Origin of the sequence: Gilliamella sp. Choc6-1, from assembly GCF_001690385.1 — a bacterium.
Taxonomy (GTDB): domain Bacteria; phylum Pseudomonadota; class Gammaproteobacteria; order Enterobacterales; family Orbaceae; genus Gilliamella; species Gilliamella apicola_A.
Window position 1 is genome coordinate 1 of record NZ_LZHI01000046.1, and the last position, 19,731, is coordinate 19,731.

The window sequence follows — 19,731 nt, forward strand, 5'->3', positions numbered from 1 at the left end:
CCATGCCGAACTCAGAAGTGAAACGCCGTAGTGCCGATGGTAGTGTGGGTATTACCCATGTGAGAGTAGGGTGCCGCCAGACTTTTTAAATTATAGAGAGCCCAGCAGAGATGCTGGGCTTTTTTACGTCTATTAAATAAATTATATAAATGTATGTTAAATAGAATTTATTTAATGTGTAATATGATAAAATCAGTATAGGAATATAATGAAAACATTAATAGCTTTTAATAAACCGTTTAATGTTGTCACTCAATTTTCGCCTCATGAAAAATATCAGACACTAAAAGACTTTATTCCTTTACCACAAGTTTACCCGGCAGGTAGGTTGGACACCGATAGCGAAGGGCTACTTTTATTAACTAATGATGGTAAGTTACAAGCTAAAATCAGCTCACCAAAATTTAAGTTACCAAAAACTTATTGGGTTCAAGTAGATGGATTAATTAGTCAACAGGCTATAGATAAATTAAAGCAAGGAGTCCAACTAAAAGAATTTTATACAGCATCGGCGGCAGCGACTATTTTAGAAGAGCCTATAAATTTATGGCAAAGAATACCACCTATTAGGGAACGTAAAACTATTTTTACCTCATGGTTAAGCATCACTATAACTGAAGGGAAAAATCGTCAAGTACGAAGAATGTGTGCTGCTGTTGGCTTTCCATGCTTGCGTTTAATTAGAGTTCAAATTGGAGGATATAATTTATTTACTCATCACTTACCTTTAGGTCAATGGAAAATAATAAAATTAGATGAACTTTATTGATCATAAATACCAATATTTGTATAAGGGAAATGATTTTTTATTTTTTGCTGTTCTATTGTAGGGAATATTTATACTGCTGTATTTAGTTATTTTTATGGAGAAAAATCTAGGCAAATTTTCAAAAATTCATCCATTTTTCCACTTTTTTAGCAACTGAATAAGCAATATTTTTTATAGAAATATTGCTTATTAGCTTTATTATTAACCTAAAAGTAATGCATCATCAGAGACTTTCTCGCCACGAGTTTTTTCAAACATATCTAATAAATCAGTAACTGTTAATTTATTTCGTTGTTCTCCAGATACATCAAGTACAACTTGGCCTTGATGAAGCATAATTGTTCTATTACCGTATTCTAAAGCTTGTTTCATCGAATGAGTAACCATCATAGTCGTTAAATGATTTTGGGAAACGATATCATTAGTTAGATCTAGAATAAACTGTGCTGTTTTAGGATCAAGAGCGGCTGTGTGTTCATCCAGTAAAAGTATTTTTGAAGGCTGTAAGGTTGACATTAATAAACTTATAGCTTGTCTTTGTCCCCCAGAAAGTAATCCGATCATATCCGATAACCGATTTTCAAGCCCTAAATTTAAAGTCGCAAGCTTTTGTTCGAAAGTTTTTCTAAGTTTACGGTTGAGGGCTGGCAATAATGTAAAACGATGCCCGCGGTTATAAGCAATTGCTAGATTTTCTTCAATGGTTAAGTTTTTACAAGTACCAACCATTGGATCTTGAAATACCCTAGCAACCATACCAGATCTTTTCCATGCTGGATGGCAAGTTACATTTTTTCCATCAATGATTATATCTCCTGAATTGCCAAATAGATCTCCACTAATCACATTAAGTAAAGAGCTTTTTCCGGCTCCATTGCTACCAATAATAGTAACAAATTCTCCTTCATTAATATTCAAGTTAAGACCACGTAATACGTAATTTTCTATTGGTGTGCCTTGATTAAAGGTTAATTGCAATTGCTCAACTTTAAGCATATTTATTTCCTCTTTTTTTCGAGTATTTTTTAAGTTGCTTAGGTAGTACAAGTGCAAGTACAACCAATATTGCTGTAATAAGGTTTAGATCTTCTGTTCCAACCCCTATTTCTTGAAGAAATTCATTACTTAGTGCAAAAGCAATAAATAAGCGATAAAGGATTGAACCCAAAATAACGGCAAGCATAATAGCCCATATACGTTTAGTTGGAAATATACTTTCACCAATGATTATGGAGGCAAGACCAATAACAATTGTTCCAACACCAATAGTTATATCAGCACTACCTTGAGTTTGCACAAATAAAGAACCTCCAAGAGCTATTAAACCATTTGATATCGCCATTCCAAGAATGGTAATCCTACCAGTTGGAATGCCTTGAGATTTTGCCATTCTTTGATTGGTCCCAGTTGCTCTTAAAGCTAATCCTATTTGTGTATTAAGAAATAAATTTAGCAACATCCAAAATACAATAACAAATCCGAAAATCATAAGAGGTTGTACGATGTACTGATTGCTATAATCTTCTGTTATAAACGGTGAGAAAATCGTGTTGGCATCAAGTAATGATAAATTAGGCGAGCCGGCCATTTTGGGTGTTTCATCCATAATATAAGGAGCTAATCCTAATATTCTCAAATTGATAGAATAAAGCCCTATCATAACAATAATACTTGATAATAATTGTAATATATTCAGTTTAACATATAGTAATCCAGTCATTGCACCAGCAATACAACCCGCACACATACCAAGTAATGTGGCAATCCAAGGATCAATACCAATATATATACATAAACCACAGATTGCTCCACCAAGAGGGAAACTAGCATCAGCAGTTAAATCTGGGAAATCCAGTAAACGAAAGGAAATAAATACACCTAAACTAACTAGCGCATAAATGAGTCCAATCCCGATTGAGCCTAATAAAAATTCAAACGACATGAAAATATCCAATAATAGTTGTCGCCTAATAGGCGGTTTAGTTATAAAGAATAAAATTATTTTTCAATAATTTTTGTGGCTGATTTTAATACATCTTCAGATAAAGTAATATTTTGGCGCTCAGCTATTTTCTTGTTAATAGTTAACTGAACGACATTTCCTATCTGTGGCGGAATATTACCTGGCTTTTCACCATTAAGTATACGTATAACGATTTTACCAGCTTGGCGACCAAGATCATAATAGCTCATTCCTAAAGCTGCAATTGCGCCTCGTTCTGCTGAATCAGGATCGGAAGCGATAAGAGGAATTTTACTTTCATTAGCTACTTTAGCTAATGCTTCATAAGCAGAAATAACATTATTATCTGTTGTAGTATAAATTAAATCGACTTTACCTTTTAAGCTTCTTGCTGCTGTTGAAATGTCAGAAGTACGTTGAGCAGGAACAGCTATAATTTTCATATCGCGTTTTTCAAGCGAAACCTGTAGTTGTTTTAATATGATAGTTGAATTAATTTCACTTGGACTATAAACATAACCAATATTTTTAGCATCAGGCTTTATTTTTAATATCATATCAATTTGTGAATCTAATGATAAAGCATCAGAAACACCTGTGACGTTGGTTTTTGATGCTTCCCAACTTGGTGTTAATTTTGCTGCGACAGGATCTGTGACAGCAGTGAAAATAATAGGTATAATCTTTGTTGTTGCGACTAAAGCTTGCGAGCTTGGTGTTGCTATACCAATAATGACATCTGGTTTATTAGCGACAAATTGTTTAGCTATTTGAGCGGCATTAGCGCTGCTACCTTGTGCACTTGAAAATTGTAATTTCAAGTTTTTTCCAGCTATATAGCCATTATCTTTAAGTTCATCTTCAACTCCTTTACGAACATTATCTAATGCAGGATGTTCAACAATTGCAGTAATTGCAACATATTTTTGCTTTGTTTGAAAATCCGCTGATGATGAAAAGGCTATAATCGAGAAAAGCAGCATGATAAATTTCAGAATTGGATGGCGCATTTAGGTACCTATGTAATATTTATTTTACAGCAAAATTGAATATTCATTTAATATAAATCTAATTATAATATTTTTCTAGAGTGAAAAACAAGTTGATTGTAAATTTTTAATTACAACCTGTTAATTATACTTATATAAAGAAGATTAGTTTTATAAATTTTAATCTATTAGTTTACTGTTATATGAAATTATGAAGGAAAGAAAGCATAAAGGAATTTGAATTTTCTATTATAATTTATAATATGTTTTGCTATATCTAAATAGCGCACAAAGCGCCTTTAGATAAAAAGCCATTTACTTTTTGGGGAACAAATACAATAATTATTGACCAATAACCTTATAAGCTGAGCTGATAATTTGTGGTGATAAATTTATACCTTGCTTTTGTGCGGCATCAAGATTGATGACAAGGCGCAATGCTTGACCTATTTCTGGTGTAATGCTTCCTGTTTTTTCACCTTTCAATATTCGAACCACTAATTTTCCTGATTGCCGACCAACATCATAATAACTCATACCATAAGCCGCGACAGCTCCATGTTCAACGGCGTCTGGAAATGATGCTAAAAGTGGGATTTTATTTTCATTAGCAAATTTTACTAATGATTCATAAGCTGAAACCACGTTATTATCTGTTGTAGTATAGATTAAATCTACTTTACCTTTTAATGTATTTGTTGCTGTTGATATGTCAGCAGTTCGTTGTGCAGGGACGGCAACTAATAAAATATTTTGTTTACTTAAATAGGTTTTTAGATTTTTTAAAACCACTGTAGAGTTTATTTCGCTTGGACTGTAAATGTATCCAACTGATTTAACATTGGGTACGATTTTTTTCATAAATTCGATTTGTGGAATAATTTCTTGATAATCGGAAACACCAGTAATATTCGAACCTGTTGGTTTCCAGTCTTTAATTAACTTAGCTGCGATAGGATCAGTAATTCCAGCGAACACAATTGGGATTTTCCTAGTAGCTGCCGCGGTTGCTTGAGCACTAGGTGTGGCAATTGCTACGATAACATCAGGTTTAGCAGAGATAAATTGCCTTGCAATTTGAGCTGCTGTTGCACTACTTCCTTGTGCACTTTTATATTGTACATTTAGATTTTTATTTAATATAAAGCCATTTTCTACTAATTCATCTTTAACTCCATCACGAATTTGGTTTAAGGAGGGATGTTCAATAATTGCTGTAATGGCGACGTTTTTAACGATATCAGCAAAGCTAAAAGATGGCATTGCTAACAGTATAACTATCAATGATAAATAACGGTTCATTTAGATAAACTCATAAACTAGTACAGTGATTCATTTTAGCTTTATTAAGCAAAAATGTTAAGTTGTATTTGACTATTAAGCATGATCACTGTTTTAGTATAAATATGAACAAAGTATTGCAGTATATAGAAACTAGCGTGTTTTTATATGGATAAAAATATTTCTATCAAAGAAAATTTTATTTTAAAATTGATTAATATGACAGCTAGAATGAACTAATATTAGTTACTTTGGAAATACAAATGGATTGATCCCACTTTTTGCAAAGCCTTCTTCTTCTGTTTTTATATCTAACATAAGAGAACCAATATCATCTGCGACTACTTCAATATATGGGTCTTTATCTTGATCAAATATTTTTAAATAGCTTTGGCAAACACCACAACATTCTGTTTTGATCGCAGATAATTCGTTATTTAGCGAAAAATATTCAATATCTTTTAGATTATCACAGCATGTGCATTTAACACGTGGTACATACCATTCACTTTCACATAAACTACAATGTAAGTATCGCAGCCCATTATTACTGCCAAGCTGAATAACGCTAGCTACAGGCATACAATTACAAACAGGGCATAACCAGTGCTGGTGGCTATTTTCTGCTACAGCTTTACCTTTGATTTGACTAGCAAGTTGACTGTAATGAATTGATAATGCCGACCATATAAATACAGCTTCATTACCATCTACATGATTGTACTCTTTATTAAGTAAATGAAATGCTTTATGTTGTAATTGCTCAGTATCATTTTTTTTTAATTGTTGAATAACGAATGCAACTTGTTCTGTTGTATTAGAAAGTAAATGCAATAGCGTTTTTAAATAATCTTGCCAAACATAAGTAAGCGGCAAATTTTCTAAAGTTAATGGTGGTTTGTCATTGTTTAATAGATGAGATAGATCGGTATTAATGGGATTATTTTTAATTATTTCAGCTTGTTGTTCAACAATTGTGGAACAAAAAATCAAATAGCTAGACAGTGGACTTTCTTTAGCAAGCGCTTTCAAACGTTTTGCTCTACGCATATACAATGTATTCGGGGACGGATAAAAAAGTAATGGAATTTGTCTAATAACAGAATTTATATTATGTTGTTCAAGTTGCTCTTGTTGGATGATTTTAATGCTCATTATCGCTTACCATTCATGACTATTTTATCTAAAATTAAATTATTAATTTAGATAACTCCGCTGATTACTACCAGCGGATAATATCTATTAAAATTAATAATGATTATTAAGTGTTTTTTTGTTCTGCTTTTGCTTTTTGAATAATACTTGATTGTTCATTCGCTTGTAGTTCTTGTTGATAAATTTTTTTCATTTCTTCTTCATACCATAATGAGTGATTTTTATGCGCCCACGCACGTGAAACATAACCCGTAATCATTCCTTTTATTGAACCTTTGACCCAAAACGCCATATAAGCATGACCAATAGCAAGCAAAATTAGACAAATAGCAGCAAATGAATGGAAAAATATTGCAATGCGAACAATTTCAATTGAAAAGTAATCCGAAATGTATCTACGCCACATAATCATTCCTGTAACAAATAACACAGAAATTAAACCCATAATACACCAGAATAAAAATTTCTGACCGACATTGTATTTGCCAATAGGGATACCTTCTTCTTTACCCATAATGACGAATTTAAAGTTTTTTAACCACATAATATCATTTTTATTCGGGATATTGTGATGAGCAAGTTTTAAGAACATAAACATTAATAAAACAAATACAAAACAACCAATAATTGGGTGTAATACCCTAACTAATTGTGGTGTACCTAGTACTAATCCAAATAGTTTAATTGATGGAAAAAACAGCGATAAACCAGATAATGTAGTTAATATAAACAGGAAAACCATACACCAATGACAAAAACGAACTATAAGTGGTGTTCTTAATATCATTCCTTTCTTATTCATGATGATCCTCTTGATATAATGGATTATTCTTACTTCTAAAAGTAGGTAGTCCTAAACGCTTTCTTGCTTGTTTATCTGCTTCTTTCTCATGTTCTATATCTTCTTTATCGACTTCAATAGCTCCAACTCCCATGTAATGGAAAAGAAGTCCACTAAAAGTTGCAATAAACGCTGCAGCTGATAGCGGTTTCCAAGCTCCTTTCCAGAATTTAACTAGTTCGCTAATTTGCGGTTCATTTGGTAGGCCATGGTAAAGCTCCGGTTGATCAGAATGGTGCAAAACATACATAACGTGAGTACCACCGACAGCTTGAGGATTATAAAGCCCAGCATGTTCGAAACCACGTTTTTTTAGATCTTCAATGCGATGCTCAGCATGGCGAATCATATCTTGTTTTGTTCCAAAATGAATAGCACCAGTAGGGCAGGTTTTAACGCAAGCTGGCTCTTGTCCAACTGCCACCCGATCAACACATAAAGTACATTTATAAGAACGATTGTCTTCTTTGCTTACTCTTGGTATGTTGAATGGACACCCTACAACGCAGTAACCACAACCTATACAATGCTCTGATTGAAAATCTACAATACCATTAGCATATTGGATAATTGCACCTTCAGAAGGGCAGGATTTTAAACAACCAGGATCAGAACAGTGCATACAGCCATCTTTACGGATAAGCCATTCGAATTTTCCGTTAATTTCAACTTCTGAGTAACGCATAACTGTCCAAGCTTTAGGCTCTAAATCAGCTGGATTATCGTATACCCCAACAGTATTACCAATTTCTGCACGGAGATCATTCCACTCACTACAGGCAACTTGGCATGCTTTACAACCAATACAAGTGGTTACATCAATTAATTTTGCTACTTCTTGCTGATAATCTCTTGCTCGTGGAGCAGGGGTCAAATCATTAGTTGCTGAGCGGCGGATGATATCTTGAGTTTGTAATGACATATTTATTCTCCCATCTTATGCCACTGTGGTAACTTTTTCGATATTGACTAGGAATGACTTATATTCAGGTGTTTGTGAATTTGCATCTCCCCAATGTGGTGTCAATTCGTTGACTAGAAAACCTTTTTTAGTTTGCCCGGTGAAGCCCCAGACAATTGGTATTCCAATAGTTTCGATCTCTTTACCATCTACTGTCAAAGTTGGTAAGCGTTTTGTCACAACTGCTTTCGCTTTAATATAGCCGCGATTAGATGTTATCTTTACTGTATCACCAAGTTTTATTTCCTTTTTATTGGCAAGATTTTCACTTAATTCAATGAATTGCTCTGGTTGTGTAATTGACGCTAACCTTGTATGTTGTGTCCAAAAATGGAAGTGCTCAGTAATACTATAAGTTGTACCAACATAAGGGAATTCATTAGCATTACCTAATCTTTCTAAATCTTCTTTAAATGCTCGAACAACTGGGTTATTTATCTGATTTGGATGTAAAGGGTTATTTGAAATAGGCGTTTCAAATGGTTCATAATGCTCAGGAAAAGGACCATCAACCAATCTATTTAAGCAAAATAATCCACCCAAACCATCATTATTCATAATAAATGCGCCAGCACCAGAGCTTGGTGACAATGTTGTGGTGAAATCAGCCACATCATTACCATCCCAGCTTGAACCATTCCATTTTACTAATACTCGTTTAGGATCCCATGGCTTACCATTTTCATCAGCAGAAGCGCGATTATAAAGGATTCTTCGATTCATTGGCCAAGCCCATGCCCAACCGGCATGAATTCCTTTACCTGATGGATCACTTGGATCTCGTCTAGCCATTTGATTACCTTGCTCTGTCCATGAGCCACAGAAAATCCAAATACCTGATGACGTTGTGCCATCGGCTTTTAATTGTGAAAAGCCACTAAGTAACTGCCCTTTTTTGAGAATAAGGTTATCATTATCATCGATTAAATCAGCAAGTGCACGACCATTGCATTCTTTAGCTAACTCTTCCGCAGCAGGTCCTCTAGGATCTTGGTAATCCCATGTTAATTTATTAATAGGCTCATGATATGCACCACCTTCTTCGGCATAGAGTTCTTTAATTCTTAAAAAGATACGAGCGATGATTTCAGGATCATATAATGATTCATAAGGAGGTCTGGCTGCAGCCCAATGCCACTGTAATAAACGAGAAGAGTTAACAATGGTCCCGTTTTCTTCGGCAAAACAATTGGAGGGAAGTCTGAAAACTTCAGTTTGAATCTTACTTGGATCAACATCATTTGACTCGCCGTGGTTTTTCCAAAACTCGGCTGTTTCTGTTGGTAATGGATCAATATTAACTAAGAATTTTAAATTTGATAAACCTTCGCGAATACTATTTTTATCAGGTAGAGCAGCAAGAGGATTAAATCCTTGGCAAATAAATCCATTAGCCTCACCATCGCGCATCATTTTACTAAATCTTAAAATATCGTAAGTTTTATCCCATTTAGGTAGCCAATCAAATCCCCAATTATTGTCTTTAGTCGAATTATTTCCATACATAGACTTCATAAAACTAACAAAGAATTTAGAGTAATTACCCCAAAAATTAACCTCAGTTGGACCAAGTGGTTTTGGTGTTTTTTCTTCTAAATATTGCTCTAATGAAACTTGAGAATCTTTCGGTAACTCGAGATAAGCAGGTAATCGATTAGATAATAAACCCACATCGGTTAATCCTTGAATATTTGAATGTCCACGTAGCGCATTAATACCTCCTCCCATTATACCAATATTGCCAAGAATTAGTTGAATCATGGCGGCAGCACGAATAATCTGTGTGCCATAAGTATGTTGAGTCCAACCTAATGCATATAAAAAAGTAGCGGCTCTATCATTAGTTTTAGTGCTGGCTAGGGAACGACAAACATGTAAAAAGCTTTCAATAGGACTACCTGTTATCTGATTGACTATTTCGGGAGTGTAACGGCTAACGTGTTGCTTAAGTAGATTCCAAACACAGCGGGGATGCTTTAGCGTTTTATCTCGTAGGGCATAGCCATTTACATCTTTTTGATATGCCCAGCTGGTTTGATCATATTGTTTATTTGAGGCATCATAGCCACTAAAAAGCCCATTATTTACATTAAAATTAAAGTCATCTCGAATAATCAGAGCAGCATTACTATGGGTGATTAAATAATCGTAATTCACTTCATTATGGGTAATAAGGTAATTAACAATACCTAATAAAAATGCAATATCTGATCCTGCACGGATTGGTACGTAATGATCAGCAACAGATGCGGTTCGATGAAAACGTGGATCAATAGCAATTATTTCTGCTCCATTAGTAATCTTAGCTTCAATAGCCCATTTAAAGCCTACAGGATGAGCCTCGGCAGCATTTCCTCCCATTACGATGATTACATTAGCATTTTTTATATCATTCCAGTTGTTAGTCATTGCGCCTCGACCATAAGTTGCTGCTAAGCTTGATACTGATGGTCCATGGCAAACTCTTGCTTGTGTTTCAAGACTTAACATGCCTAATGATCGGGCTATTTTAAATGCTAACCAACCTGTTTCATTGCTTGCGGCTGAGGTGACAAGCCAACCAGTGGTTGTCCAACGGTTGACAGTTGTACCTTTTTTATTTTTTTCAATAAAATTTTTATCACGGTCATCTTTCATTAGGCGTGCAATACGATCAATGGCCTCATCCCAACTAATACGCTGCCATTTATCTGATCCTGGAGCTCGATATTCAGGGTATTTAATACGTTGTTCACTTTTGATATAGTCGAGCACGCCTGCACCTTTCGGACAAAGTGAACCGCGGCTAACAGGGTGATCAGGATCTCCTTCTACATGGAATATGGATGATTCGGCATTTTTTGCGCCATCTCCACGGCTATAAAGTAACATTCCACATCCTACAGAGCAATAGGTACAGTTGTTACGGGTTTCCTTTGATTTCAATAATTTAAATTGGCGAGTTTGTGCAAGTGCTACATTTGGAGCAAATCCCAATGTAGCTACCGTTGTTCCAGCCATACCACCAGCACAGATCTTGAAGAACTGTCTACGGTTAAATAGCATAAGGACTCCTTAAAAAGCTGACATTACATTATTTGGTTTATTATATTGAAGGTAATAAACATCCTTACTATTCGTAATGATAATATTTAATGAAATGGAAATAAAGGAAAAAACAGGAATGAATGCATTAAATTTGATGTGAGTCAAAAAATAGATAAAATAACAGTATTATTTTAAGTAATTACTATAAAAACCATAAAATTTATTTTGAGAAGATGGTAAGAAGAAATTGGTAATAATTTATGAGGCTAAAAAAATATAAATTGCATGTTTATCGTGGTACTTTTTCCTTCATTAAATTACAACTTAAGTATTGCTTGCCTATCAGCAAGGCAAGCATAAATAATTTATTTAGGATTAATTTCTTCAATTGTTTGCATCACTCGTGTTGTTATAAGCGGTTTGAGTATAGTATTCATTTGTTCAATCTTTAAGACGTTAGTCCCGTTTTGGTCATCTAAATAACCTTGTTCACGTAATGCAATAACCAAAGTTGAAAATACGCCTTTATCAAAAAATTCAGGGGCATTAATACCGTGTAATACTGATAATCTTTCAGCAATTAACCGAGCTTCTTTTTCTAAAGAAGATCGGCTGATAGTTGGATCTTTTTGTAATAATGAAAAAGCAATAGTATAACGTTGTAGCATATCTTTAGATGATGATGCAAGTAACTGCAAATCAGATATTTTAAGGTAATTTAAAGTTAGTTTATCTGGTGAATAATCAATTAGATTTAATTCAGCGTAAGTTGCGATGATTTGAGATACATATTTAGTTAGTTGCTCATCATTATGGTAAAGAAATAACTTTGATTTGATTAACGGGAATAGCAATTTTATCTGTTCAATAACTGCACCTGGTGAAATTCGGTTATATTTTAGTAAAATGCGAGCCACTATAGCAGGAATAATTAATAAATGCTGAATATTATTGCGATAATAAGTCATCAATACTGTTTGTTCTGCCGTTAAGCCTACAATTTCACCAACTTCATCTGTTGTGATAACAAATTTTCCCATTCCTTTAGCGTGTTTGAATAGCTCTTCTGCCGTTTGATCTGGAATGGTAATTAAATTCGAATAGGGAACATTTTTCATTAATTTTAAAAGATAATCAATGTGCTCTAAAAGTTTCGCTTTGGTTAATGCATGCTGATCGGCAGCTAATAATATTGAACTACACAGATTCATGGCGTTAATTGCTGCTGATGAATTAATACATTCCATTATTTGTTTGGCAAGCAAATTGGTTGTCGGTGTTAACCAGTTAGGGCGCTGTATGCCCATTGGTTCAATAGCATCTCGCCAATTAGAAACCTGTTGATTTAAAAATTGGTTAAGGGGTATTGGTTGTCCAAAATTAACATAGCCAAAGCCTAACCTTTTTAATTTAAAAAAAGCTTTAATTGTGCGCCACAAACTCTCTTTTTCTTTTTTAGCGCCACGTAGCTCATTTGCATAGGTTGCTACTTCTAATATATGCTCATAACCGATATAGACAGGTACTATAGTAATTGGTCTGGCATCGCCTCGTAATAGGGTTTGAATGGTCATCATCAGCATACCTGTTTTAGGGGCAAGAAGCCTACCAGTACGTGAACGCCCACCTTCAATAAAATATTCAACTGAATAACCTCGGATGAATAGCTCAGCTAGATATTCACGAAAGACGGCTGTATAGAGTTTATTTCCTCTAAATGAACGGCGAATAAAAAATGCACCTAATCGCCTAAAAATAGGACCTGCTGGCCAAAAGTTCAAATTAATGCCAGCAGCAATATGAGGAGGTACTAGCCCTTGGCGATAAAGAACATAAGATAATAGTAAATAGTCCATATGGCTGCGGTGACAAGGTGCATAAACAATTTCATGACCATTTTGCGCAAGCTCTCGAATTGGATCAGCATTTGTCACTTTAAGCCCTTGATAAAGCCGGTGCCAAGCCCAAGTTAAGGCAAAATCAGTAATTCTAAGCATACGATAAGAAAAATTAGCAGCAATTTCATTTAGCATTGCTAATGCATCTTGTTTAGCTTGATTAAGGCTAATATTTTTACTTTTTGCTTCTTCTTGGATTATTTCTGAAAGACTAGGATTATTTAATAATTTATTCAGCATTTCTTGGCGAATGGGTAGCTTTGGACCTACTGATGCTGTTCTTTGTTTAGCAAAATGAATACGTGCAACACGTGCTAATTTGTGCGCTAAAATAGAAACATCTTGATTATTATCATATTCGATGGCTTTTAATGAAACAGCTCTTGAAAAACGTGTATAACAGTCTCGTCCTGAAGTGATTATTTTATATAATTTATACGTTGCACCAAACACTTGAAGAGATGGTTTTTTTTTGCCTTCTTTATCTGGACTGCGTCCAAACATTACCGATACAGGTAACATTTGAATATCTAATTGTTGATTTTGTTGATGAGCTAAAAGATAATTTCTTAAAATTATTATAGATTTATACTGTTGTTTGTTTGATGCAAAAATACCTGGCCCTTTATCAATATAAATAAAAGCAGAAACCATTTTGCCATTAATATCAATACGTTTTAATGGATCTGGTAAATTATGATGCAGACAAAGGGAACGAACGACCATTAAGTCTATTTTCGAATGATATGGCAATACATAGAGGATTGGTCTGTTTGTATCAATATCTAATTCAGCAATGGGATCAGTAGGAATAGGTTTGCTTTTAACAAAAAGTTTAATTAGGAGTTGGATAAGTGAAAAATAAGCTTTAGTCCACCAAGAAAACATAAAAATAAACCTCATACTTTTGCGTAAATTATATACATTAAATCATGCCAGGTTGTTAACCAATCAACCAAACAAAAATTGAGTGTTTAGGTTGTAAAGCTAAATAATTCTTTTTTTTAATTAAAAAAAGAGGACTTGATTAAGTATATACTTGTTATCACTTAAAAGTTAGTAAAATTGCATAATCTTTTAGCTAATAACTATATTTGCTATTAATGGTTATAGTAATATATAAGCGTATTATAAAGGTTTATTAATATCAACTTCAACGAATCTCTTTGGATTATAAGGAATGATCTAAGTGCACCGGAATAATTTCTTTAATAAATTTATTAAACTAGTATATATAAAACCTGTTATAAAAGAAGTTAGTATCGTTATTTATATTTTTGTATGTAATTAACAAACCATATGATTTATCTATGCATTATTAAAAAATATAATAGTTAGCCTTTTAAAAAGGATAGGTCATTGGTTAAAATTGCTTTTTATTTAATTTATTTAATTTATTTAATTTATTTAATTAGGTTTTATTTAAAAACGTTTCGAACTTTAAAAATGAATAGTATATTTGTTATTGTTAAATCGTCGAGCTTTCGCTAAAAATAAATGTTTTAGGATTATTAATGTCTGCACTCAGATTATGATGAATACATCTTATTTTTTAATTGGCAAACAATACTTTTGGTATTCGCTCATAATTTCCGATTTTATATTATAAATTTTAATGATATTTGATTTATTTATTGTTGCTTCTAATGCTCTTTTCATTTATTTTTTTCTTTCGATTAAACTATAGTTTATCTTCAGGTTAAACTGAATTATAAGTAACTTGGAGAAAAATAGTATGTTGTTTAACCGAAAATTGATGTGGCTTCAGCTAGAAGTTGGTACTAAATCACTTAATATTACTTTGATACTATCAAACCCCAGTTTTGCCTCATTCGAATAATCATAATGTTTACCGACTAGATATGACACAAATATTTGCAATATAGATCGTTCCACTAATGTGGCGGTTTGCTATCATATGTGTATAGTATTATTCAATTTATTAATTTTAATATATTATTTGATAAAGATATTTTAAAATAGTGTAAACAAACAGTATCACTTAAACGTCCCCAATTTTGACTAATAAAAACTTCTATTAATTAAACTTTTCAACTTTATAATTTATACTTTTTGATATTTCCTTAATTAAATGTTTTAACGAAAATCAGCAATTAATTATTTTACTAAAAATAAGTTTTATTAAATTAATTTTTATTTCGATACAATATATCTAAAATATAACGTAACTCTTTAATCTCTAATTGACCGGGTGCCGAAGCGTTTTTGGCTGCACCAAAAGTCATTGCTGAACCAAACGTTGCACTAGCAATACGGCTCACGACGCCAAGCTCTGCCATAGACATGGTAATGATAGGTTTGGTTGCATATTTCTGGTTCATTTCAGTGGTGGCAGCAAGTAATGTTAATACATCATCTGTTGTTTGTGGCATAACAGCAATTTTGGGAATGTCTGCGCCAAGTTCTTGCATTTTTTTTAGTCGATAGATAATATCTCTTTTAGATGGCGTTTTTTCAAAATCATGATTTGATACCACAACAAATACCTGATGTTTGTGTGCAACATCAATAATATCTTTTACATAGTTATCACCAATAAACATCTCAACATCAATCAGATCGATAAACCCGCTACAAGCCATTTCTTTATTTAATTGAATATAAGATGTTAATGGCCATGGCTTAGCTCCACCTTCGTTTGCGGTTCTAAAAGTGAATAAAATAGGTTTATTTGGTAGTAAATCTGTTATTTTTTTAGCGACTAACTTTACAGTATTAAGATTATCAACGTGGATAAAGTGATCAACACGCCACTCTAAAACGTCAAAATCAATTGATTGTAAAAATTGTACTTCATCAATTAATTCTGCTTCAGTTTTACCGATAATTGGCACAATAATTTTGGGTGCGCCTGAACCGATTTCAAGTTTTTTGATGGTAAGTGTTTTCATTTTGTATCCTGTTAACTAAAAAATTCCGTTAATAGACCATAATTTTATCTGGTTTTAATTTTGTATTAAATAAAACAATAGAATGAAGTCATTAGCGTAAAAATTATTTATCAATCATTAAACCCCATTTGCTCTTTCACATATTCAATAGGGACATCTTCGCCTGTCCAAATTTTTATTTGAGCTGCACCTTGCCATAACATCATGCTAATACCATTTAATATTTTACAACCTTGTTGCTCAGCTATTTCAAGTAGTTTTGTTTTACGCGGACTATAAATACAATCTGTAACAACAAGATCGGGGGGTAACATTGTTGGATCTGTAATTAAGCTTTTTCCTTCTAACGGTTTCATTCCGACACCTGTTGCATTGCAAAGTACAACACTATCTGAAATTTCTTTGCGTAGCTTATCTTTATCGGCCAGATCGATAATGTGTACATGACATTGAGTATTTTGATTTAATTTTTTTGCAATGGCCTCTATTTTTGTATAGCACTCATCTTTTTGATTAAAGACAGTGATCTCTTTTACGCCATCAAGAGCAGCTTGTACAACAATGGCCGTTGCAGCCCCTCCAGCACCTAGAATGGTTATTTTTTTGCCTATCACATCAATGTTGGCTTCTTTGAGCATGCGCATATAGCCCATTCCATCTGTGTTATAGCCTGTTAAAACACCATTATCATTTGAAATAGTATTACACGCACCACTCATTTCCACAGCAGGTGTTAACTTATCAAGGTATTGGCAGACTAGTTGTTTGTTGGGCATAGACACGGCACTGCCACGTAATCCTAATGCTCGTATTCCTTTAATTGCGTCAGGGAGTTTTTTTTGGTCAACTTCAAATGCTAAATAAACATAAGGTACCTTTAGTTTAGAATAAATGGTATTTTGCATTTGAGGGGATAAGCTATGGCGAATAGGGTAAGCCATTAAACCAATCAGTAAAAAATGTCCGTCGATATTATTTCTCATTAACAACTCTCCACAATAGCCCTACATTTTAGTTAAAGGCTATTTTTAGAATTTTTTATTAACACATTTTTAATTTTATATATATTTATATATAGATGAAAGAGTGAGTATACACTATCGATTGCACTTTCAACATCTATGGCCTAGAATAATAAGTTTTCTTCTTAAATAAGAATTTATTTTATGAATACAGTGCTTGATTTGTTTTCTTCAATAAATGCGGTTGTCGTTGCGGTAATTTGCATGTTAATTTTATCTCTTTGCCGTGTTCATGTCGTTATTAGCTTAATAATTGGCGCATTTGTTGGTGGACTATTTAGCCATTTATCGTTAAAAGAAACTATTGATGCATTTAATACTGGGATCAGCAATGGAGCTAATATTGCGCTTTCTTATGCTATGTTAGGAGCGTTTGCAGTTGCAATATCAAAATCTGGCTTACCCGAATTATTGGCTGATAAAGCTATTAAGCAACTTACATCAAGCGATGCAAAAAAACGTATCAAGTGGATTTTGATTGTTATTATTGGGTTAGTAAGTATTTCATCGCAAAATGTTATTCCTATTCATATTGCTTTTATTCCGCTTTTAATTCCACCACTTTTATACGTAATGTCCCGTTTACAGCTTGATAGAAGAATGGTTGCTTGTATTATGACATTTGGATTAATTACGCCTTATATGTTTTTACCGGTAGGATTTGGAAATATCTTTTTGAATCAAATTTTATTAAAAAACATTACTGCATCAGGAATGGATGTTAGCCATGTAAATGTAATGCATGCAATGGCAATTCCTGCATTAGGTATGTTTGTTGGTTTATTATGGGCTATTTTTATCAGTTATCGTAAACCTAGAGAATATAAAATTATTCATAAAGAGGCGAATCAAGAAGCTTTAAAAGATGTGAATAAGCGTTCACTTATTGTTTCATTATTGGCGATTGTTCTATCTTTTACTATTCAACTTTATACTGGTTCAATGATTTTAGGTGCCTTAATTGGTTTTATTTGCTTTATTGTATCGGGTTCGATTAAATGGGGTGAAGCTGATGGCGTTTTTACGGACGGCATCAAAATGATGGCTATGATCGGGTTTGTGATGATTTCAGCACAAGGTTTTGCCGAAGTGTTAAAACAGACTCACGAAATAGAACCTTTGGTTATCAACAGTGCAGCATTATTTGCTGGTAATAAAGTGATTGCCGCTTTTGTGATGATGCTAATTGGTCTGGTTATTACATTAGGTATTGGATCTTCATTTTCGACAGTCCCTATCATTGCCGCAGTATATGTACCACTTTGTGTACAACTCGGTTTTTCACCAATTGCCACCGTATGCTTAATTGGTGCATCAGGTGCGATAGGTGATGCGGGATCGCCACCATCAGATACTATTTTAGCGACCTCTTCTGGGCTAAATAGTGATGGGCAACATGATCATATTCGTGATAGTGTTATTCCAACATTTACCCATTTTAATATTCCATTATTTATTGCTGGTTGGATTGGCTCGTTAATTTTATAAGTTAATCCAATTAAATGAATTAAGGTCGTTATTCATTATGAATAAAAAATCATCCCAAAATATTAGAGCCATTTGTGCGCAAGCTATTTTTAATGTGCTAGAAGAAGGACAGTCATTAAGCGCTACATTGACAACTTTAAACCACAAAATAGCCGATAAAGATAAGGCGTTAGTACAAGAAATCTGTTTTGGTGTGATGCGAGTGTTACCAGAACTCAACTTTTATATTCATACCTTGATGAGTAAAGTATTAACGGGTAAAAATAGAATTTTACATGACCTATTGTTAGTGGGTATTTACCAAATTCTCTATACCCGTATTCCAGCACATGCAGCAGTTGGTGAGACAGTTAATGCGGTCAATACTCTCAAAAAAACACAGCTTAAAGGGGTTGTAAATGGTGTATTGCGTGAGTTTTTGCGCCAACAAACATCATTACAACAACAATTTACACAAGACAGCAAGCAACAAAACCAGCAGACATTACACCCAAGTTGGTTGTTAACACGCCTTAAGCAAGCCTATCCAGAGCAGTGGCAAGCCATTGTTCATGCTAATAATCAAAAGCCACCAATGTGGTTGCGAGTTAATCTTAACCAATATTCAGTAAGTGATTACCAACAATTACTTGCTGAACAACAAATTGAGTCTGATAGCTTTCCAGAGTTACCTAGTGCTCTGCGATTATTGTCGCCTGTCAATGTAAATAAATTACCCTATTTTGATGAGGGTGCTGTTACGGTACAAGATCTGTCTGCGCAATATGCCGCTTATTTGTTAGCACCGCAAAATGGCGAGCTCATTTTGGATATGTGCGCAGCACCTGGTGGTAAAACCACACATATTTTAGAAGTTGCTCCAAAAGCACAAGTTTTAGCGGTGGATATTGAGCCTAACCGAGTGAAGCGCATTCACGAAAATTTAACTCGATTAAACTTATATGCCGAAGTTAAAGTTGGTGATGGATTAACCCCAGAACGATGGTGTAAAGGGCAACAATTTAATCGCATTTTACTTGATGCGCCTTGCTCAGCAACAGGCGTTATCCGCCGTCATCCAGATATAAAATGGTTACGCCGAGATAGTGACATCATGCAGTTGACTGAATTACAATACGCCATTTTAACTAAAATCTGGGCTTATTTAAAAACTGATGGTACTTTGGTTTATGCCACTTGTTCAATCCTACCAGACGAAAATAAATTACAAATTGAGCGTTTTTTACAAGAAAACACCAGCGCCAAATTACAAGGTGAACTTAAACAATTTTTACCTACTGAAAATGGTGGTGATGGTTTCTTTTATGCAGTATTAAAGAAAGTATAATTTGACTTTTTACTTTTATTAAAAACTTTCCGGTTACTATGTGTTTGAGTATAAAAAACTAAAAAAATCACACAATCCTGATTTGGACAATCTTTAGT

General features: G+C 33.8%; 14 protein-coding genes and 1 rRNA gene. 4 read left to right on the forward strand and 11 right to left on the reverse strand.

The genetic code is table 11. From position 1 onward, the window contains the following. Nucleotides 1–82 (forward strand): 5S ribosomal RNA (gene rrf, locus A9G36_RS10510); the annotation flags it as partial. A 126-nt stretch (nt 83–208) separates the two neighbouring features. Beyond that, nucleotides 209–769 (forward strand): pseudouridine synthase, encoded by a 561-nt coding sequence (locus A9G36_RS06630; protein ID WP_065585540.1) that lies wholly within the window; start codon nt 209–211, stop codon nt 767–769. A gap of 201 nt (nt 770–970) precedes the next feature. Here the strand turns inward: A9G36_RS06630 and A9G36_RS06635 are convergent, their stop codons facing one another. From A9G36_RS06635 to A9G36_RS06685, 11 genes are all read right to left on the reverse strand, one after another. Further along, nucleotides 971–1,765, reverse strand: a complete 795-nt coding sequence (locus tag A9G36_RS06635; protein WP_065568704.1) for an ABC transporter ATP-binding protein — start codon at nt 1,763–1,765, stop codon at nt 971–973. Continuing rightward, on the reverse strand, nt 1,758–2,711 hold the full coding sequence (locus tag A9G36_RS06640; RefSeq protein ID WP_034948368.1) for an ABC transporter permease: 954 nt from the start codon (nt 2,709–2,711) through the stop codon (nt 1,758–1,760). Before A9G36_RS06640 ends, A9G36_RS06635 begins: the two co-directional genes overlap by 8 nt. A 56-nt stretch (nt 2,712–2,767) precedes the next feature. Beyond that, entirely contained in the window at nt 2,768–3,742 is a 975-nt protein-coding gene (locus tag A9G36_RS06645; RefSeq protein ID WP_080715942.1) for an ABC transporter substrate-binding protein, read from the reverse strand. A 321-nt stretch (nt 3,743–4,063) separates the two neighbouring features. Then, nucleotides 4,064–5,023 carry an ABC transporter substrate-binding protein gene (locus A9G36_RS06650; RefSeq protein ID WP_034948365.1) on the reverse strand — a complete coding sequence of 320 codons (960 nt, stop codon included), beginning with the start codon at nt 5,021–5,023 and terminating at the stop codon, nt 4,064–4,066. 225 nt (nt 5,024–5,248) lie between these two features. Then, on the reverse strand, nt 5,249–6,157 hold the full coding sequence (fdhE, locus tag A9G36_RS06655; RefSeq protein ID WP_034948363.1) for a formate dehydrogenase accessory protein FdhE: 909 nt from the start codon (nt 6,155–6,157) through the stop codon (nt 5,249–5,251). Between the two features lie 106 nt (nt 6,158–6,263). Beyond that, entirely contained in the window at nt 6,264–6,959 is a 696-nt protein-coding gene (locus A9G36_RS06660) for a formate dehydrogenase subunit gamma (protein WP_051825461.1), read from the reverse strand. Beyond that, nucleotides 6,952–7,920, reverse strand: coding sequence for a formate dehydrogenase subunit beta (gene fdxH, locus A9G36_RS06665; protein WP_080715941.1), 969 nt, complete (start codon nt 7,918–7,920; stop codon nt 6,952–6,954). Before fdxH ends, A9G36_RS06660 begins: the two co-directional genes overlap by 8 nt. Nucleotides 7,921–7,935: 15 nt before the next feature. Beyond that, nucleotides 7,936–11,004 (reverse strand): formate dehydrogenase-N subunit alpha, encoded by a 3,069-nt coding sequence (fdnG, locus tag A9G36_RS06670; protein ID WP_081296678.1) that lies wholly within the window; start codon nt 11,002–11,004, stop codon nt 7,936–7,938. A 347-nt stretch (nt 11,005–11,351) separates the two neighbouring features. Further along, nucleotides 11,352–13,772, reverse strand: a complete 2,421-nt coding sequence (gene plsB / locus A9G36_RS06675; protein WP_065585541.1) for a glycerol-3-phosphate 1-O-acyltransferase PlsB — start codon at nt 13,770–13,772, stop codon at nt 11,352–11,354. Nucleotides 13,773–15,031: 1,259 nt separating this feature from the next. Next, nucleotides 15,032–15,796, reverse strand: coding sequence for a type I 3-dehydroquinate dehydratase (aroD, locus tag A9G36_RS06680; RefSeq protein WP_034948360.1), 765 nt, complete (start codon nt 15,794–15,796; stop codon nt 15,032–15,034). Between the two features lie 110 nt (nt 15,797–15,906). Continuing rightward, nucleotides 15,907–16,779: a shikimate dehydrogenase gene (locus tag A9G36_RS06685; RefSeq protein ID WP_065585542.1), complete on the reverse strand. Its 873-nt coding sequence runs from the start codon at nt 16,777–16,779 to the stop codon at nt 15,907–15,909. Between the two features lie 183 nt (nt 16,780–16,962). Here A9G36_RS06685 and A9G36_RS06690 point away from each other — a divergent pair, with 183 nt between their 5' ends. Then, entirely contained in the window at nt 16,963–18,306 is a 1,344-nt protein-coding gene (locus A9G36_RS06690; RefSeq protein ID WP_065568701.1) for a Na+/H+ antiporter family protein, read from the forward strand. 37 nt (nt 18,307–18,343) lie between these two features. Continuing rightward, the gene (gene rsmB / locus A9G36_RS06695; protein ID WP_065585543.1) at nt 18,344–19,633 is read left to right on the forward strand and encodes a 16S rRNA (cytosine(967)-C(5))-methyltransferase RsmB; all 1,290 of its coding nucleotides are present in this window, start codon (nt 18,344–18,346) and stop codon (nt 19,631–19,633) included. Nucleotides 19,634–19,731 lie beyond the last annotated feature (98 nt).

Bases quoted from the DNA above. Each gene is read 5' to 3' on its own strand.
- A9G36_RS06660 (WP_051825461.1), bottom strand. From the start codon at position 6,959: ATGAATAAGAAAGGAATGATATTAAGAACACCACTTATAGTTCGTTTT.
- plsB (WP_065585541.1), bottom strand. From the start codon at position 13,772: ATGTTTTCTTGGTGGACTAAAGCTTATTTTTCACTTATCCAACTCCTA.
- A9G36_RS06640 (WP_034948368.1), bottom strand. From the start codon at position 2,711: ATGTCGTTTGAATTTTTATTAGGCTCAATCGGGATTGGACTCATTTAT.
- A9G36_RS06635 (WP_065568704.1), bottom strand. From the start codon at position 1,765: ATGCTTAAAGTTGAGCAATTGCAATTAACCTTTAATCAAGGCACACCA.
- fdhE (WP_034948363.1), bottom strand. From the start codon at position 6,157: ATGAGCATTAAAATCATCCAACAAGAGCAACTTGAACAACATAATATA.
- A9G36_RS06645 (WP_080715942.1), bottom strand. From the start codon at position 3,742: ATGCGCCATCCAATTCTGAAATTTATCATGCTGCTTTTCTCGATTATA.
- A9G36_RS06630 (WP_065585540.1), top strand. From the start codon at position 209: ATGAAAACATTAATAGCTTTTAATAAACCGTTTAATGTTGTCACTCAA.
- A9G36_RS06685 (WP_065585542.1), bottom strand. From the start codon at position 16,779: ATGAGAAATAATATCGACGGACATTTTTTACTGATTGGTTTAATGGCT.
- A9G36_RS06690 (WP_065568701.1), top strand. From the start codon at position 16,963: ATGAATACAGTGCTTGATTTGTTTTCTTCAATAAATGCGGTTGTCGTT.
- fdnG (WP_081296678.1), bottom strand. From the start codon at position 11,004: ATGCTATTTAACCGTAGACAGTTCTTCAAGATCTGTGCTGGTGGTATG.
- A9G36_RS06650 (WP_034948365.1), bottom strand. From the start codon at position 5,023: ATGAACCGTTATTTATCATTGATAGTTATACTGTTAGCAATGCCATCT.
- rsmB (WP_065585543.1), top strand. From the start codon at position 18,344: ATGAATAAAAAATCATCCCAAAATATTAGAGCCATTTGTGCGCAAGCT.
- aroD (WP_034948360.1), bottom strand. From the start codon at position 15,796: ATGAAAACACTTACCATCAAAAAACTTGAAATCGGTTCAGGCGCACCC.
- fdxH (WP_080715941.1), bottom strand. From the start codon at position 7,920: ATGTCATTACAAACTCAAGATATCATCCGCCGCTCAGCAACTAATGAT.